This is a genomic window from Pseudonocardia sp. SID8383 (assembly GCF_009864975.1).
Classification (GTDB): Bacteria; Actinomycetota; Actinomycetes; order Mycobacteriales; family Pseudonocardiaceae; genus Pseudonocardia; species Pseudonocardia alni.
On record NZ_WWFY01000791.1, the window covers coordinates 1 to 3,206 of the forward strand.

The window sequence follows — 3,206 nt, forward strand, 5'->3', positions numbered from 1 at the left end:
GGCGGCTCGGCCTCGCCCGCCGTGTCCGGGTCCGGCCGGGCCGACCGGAACAGCAGGTCACCGTCGGGGGTGAAGACCGGCCCGGACTCGCCGGCCGCGCCCCGGGTCAGCCGCCGCGCCGGGGCCTCGCCCGCGGGGTCGACCTCCCACAGCGCGGTCCGGTAGCGGGTGCCGTCGGCGTCGAGCTCGGCGACCCCGGTGACCAGCCGCGTGCCGTCGGGGGACAGGGCGAGCCCGCCGAGGCGGGGGAGCGCGACGTAGGCGTCGAGGTCGTGGAAGGGGGTGTCGGTCACGCCGTCGGTTCTACCGCACACCGCGCGGCGGACCGACCCCGTTCCGGACCCGTCAGGGGACGAGCAGCACCTTGCCGGTGGTGCGGCGGCCCTGCAGGTCGTCGTGTGCGGTGCGGGCGTCCGCCAGGTCGTAGCGGTGCCCGATCCGCACGTCGAGGCGGCCCGCGGCGACGTCGCCGTAGACGGCGGCGGCGCGGGTGCGCAGCTCGTCGGTGGTGGCGACGTAGTCGAACAGCTTCGGGCGGGTCAGGTACAGCGACCCGGCCGCGTTGAGCCGCTGCGGGTCGAACGGCTCGACCGGGCCGGACGCGGCGCCGTAGAGCACGAGCGTGCCGCGGGGGCGCACCGAGGCGAGGCTCGCGTCGAAGGTGCTGCGCCCGACCGAGTCGAACGCGGCGTGTACTCCCGCGCCGCCGGTGAGGTCGCGGACGGCGGCGGCGAGGTCGTCGACGGCGGTGTAGTCGATCACCTCGGCGGCGCCGGCGCCGCGGGCCAGCTCGGCCTTCTCCGGCGTCGACGTCGTCGCGATCACCCGGGCGCCCTTCGCGACGGCCAGCTGGGTGAGCAGCAGCCCGACCCCACCGGCGGCGGCGTGCAGCAGGATCGTCTCCCCGCCGTGCAGCGGGAAGCAGTCGTTGACCAGGAAGTGGGCGGTCATGCCCTGCAGCGCCGCACCGACCGCGACGTCGTCGGCGACGCCCTCGGGCACCGGGACGGCCTTCGCCCAGGGCACGGCGACCTGCTCGGCGTAGCTGCCCAGGGTGTTGGCCCAGGCGATGCGGTCCCCGACCGCGACACCGTCGACGTCCGCGCCCAGCGCGGTGACCCGGCCCGCACCCTCCAGTCCGGCGACGTACGGCGTCTCCATCGGGTAGATGCCCTCGCGCTGGTAGGTGTCGATGAAGTTCACCCCGGCCGCGGCGACCTCCACCAGCACCTCGCCCGGACCCGGGACCGGGGCGTCGGTGTCGACCACCTCCAGCACCTCGGACCCGCCGGGCTCGCTCACCCGTACCGCACGCATGTGTCCTCCTCGTCGCTCGCCGCTGCTGACGGGCCCGATCATGCCCTCACGCGTCGCGGCGGAGCATCCGGGACACGAGCACGACCGCGGCGGCGGCGAACCAGCCCGCCGCGAGCCCGGTGCTCGACACGAGCCCGGCGGTCGGCAGCGGGTCGCGCAGCACGTCGACCCCGGCGGCCCAGCCGTCGGTGAGCAGGAACGGGCGGATCGGCTCCAGGGCGGGGATCGCGCCGAGCACCCCGGACAGGATGATCCCGCCGAGCACCGAGGACAGCACCACCAGCGGGTGCTCGGTGAACGACGACACCGCCAGCGCCACCGCGCCGACCGCGGCGAGCTGACCCAGCGTCCACAGCGCGGCCAGGGCGATCCGGCCGGCCGCTGACGTCAGGTCCAGCACCGAGCCGGACATCGTCAGCAGCGCGCCGCCGTCGCCGACGACCGCGGGGGGCCCGATCAGCGCCCACCCCGCCACCAGCCCGACCACGCAGACCACCGCGACCGCGACCGCGGCCACCACCAGCACCCCGAACGCCTTCATCGCGACCAGCCGCAGCCGCCCCACCGGAGCCAGCAGCAGCCCGCGCAGGGTGCCGTGCTGGGCCTCCCCGGCGATCGCGTCCGCCGCCGCGACGGTGACCACCAGCGGCAGCAGCAGCGCCATCAGCAGGGTCAGCGCCGCGACGGGCAGGGTCAGCCCGTTGCCGACGGCCTCCGAGAGCAGGCCACGGCGCGGCCCGTCGGCCAGCACGAGCCCGACCGCCATCAGGACCGGCACCGCCCCGAGCAGCGCGACCATCACCCAGGTCCGGGGCCTGCGCAGCACCCAGCGCAGCTCGGCACCGAGCAGCCGACGCCACGACACCGGCCGGGGCGGGGCGCTCACGCGTCGCCCTCGGTGATCCGGGTGAACAGCTCCTCCAGGCCGGTGCGGCGCCGAACCAGCCCGTGCACCGACACTCCGGCCCCGACGAGGCCGGCGAACAGCCGCGGCCCGTCGGCGTCGGCGGCCAGGACGACGGCCGCGCCCTCGGCCCGGGCGTCGGCGCCCGCGGCCCCGAGCTCCCGCAGCGCCGTCGCCGGGTCGGTGGTCGCGATCTCCCAGTCGCCGTCGGCGGCGCCGAGCAGCCGGTCCAGCGGTCCCGTCGCGAGCAGCGTCCCCTGCTTGAGCACGGCCACGTGCGTGCACACCGCCTCGACCTCCGGCAGCAGGTGCGACGACAGCAGCACCGTCGCCCCGCCCGCCCGCAGCTCGGCGACGATCGTCCGGATCTCCCGTGTCCCTGCCGGGTCGAGGCCGTTGGTGGGTTCGTCGAGCACGACGAGCCGCCGCGGGACGAGCAGCGCCGCGGCCAGCCCGAGGCGCTGCTTCATCCCGAGGGAGTAGCCGCGGAACCGGCGCCCGGCGGCCGCGGCCAGCCCGACCCGCTCCAGTGCCGCCTCCACCGCGGGCCGCACCTCGCCCGGCGCGAGCCGCGGCTCGGTCGCCGCGACCCGGCGCAGGTTCTCCCGCCCGGACAGGAACGGGTGGAACCCCGGCCCCTCGACCAGCGCGCCCACGTCGGGGAGCGTCGTGGCGAGCCCACCCGGTACCGGGAGCCCGAGCAGCTCGACGCTGCCCGAGGTCGGCGTGGTCAGCCCGAGCAGCATCCGGATCAGCGTCGTCTTGCCCGAGCCGTTGGGGCCGAGCATCCCGAACACCGACCCGGCCGGGACGTCGAGGTCCACGCCGTCGACGGCGGTGACCCGCCCGAACACCTTGCGCAGGTCCCGGACGCGGGCGGCCGGGTGCTGCTCGTCCGCGGCCCCGTCCGCCACGTGGCCGGCGGGGGCGGTGCGGGTGGTCGTCACCGGGCCAGGGCCTCGCCGAGGACGTCCGGGCCGACGGC

The 3,206-nt window shown here is 77.0% G+C and carries 3 protein-coding genes and 1 pseudogene; all 4 read right to left on the minus strand.

Annotated elements, in window-relative coordinates; translation table 11 throughout:
• Positions 1–293 (minus strand): annotated as a pseudogene (locus tag GTW08_RS19515) (S9 family peptidase); the annotation flags it as partial.
• A 52-nt stretch (positions 294–345) separates the two neighbouring features.
• Entirely contained in the window at positions 346–1,317 is a 972-nt protein-coding gene (locus tag GTW08_RS19520) for a quinone oxidoreductase family protein (protein WP_073574725.1), read from the minus strand.
• Positions 1,318–1,363: 46 nt separating this feature from the next.
• A complete protein-coding gene (locus GTW08_RS19525; RefSeq protein ID WP_073574726.1) occupies positions 1,364–2,203 on the minus strand; it encodes an ABC transporter permease in 840 nt (279 codons plus the stop codon).
• Entirely contained in the window at positions 2,200–3,135 is a 936-nt protein-coding gene (locus GTW08_RS19530; RefSeq protein ID WP_304580095.1) for an ABC transporter ATP-binding protein, read from the minus strand. The genes GTW08_RS19525 and GTW08_RS19530 overlap by 4 nt, the downstream gene beginning before the upstream one ends.
• Positions 3,136–3,206 lie beyond the last annotated feature (71 nt).

What these genes read in the sequence shown, in the direction of transcription:
- GTW08_RS19520 (WP_073574725.1), bottom strand. Translation starts at nt 1,317, where the DNA reads ATGCGTGCGGTACGGGTGAGCGAGCCCGGCGGGTCCGAGGTGCTGGAG.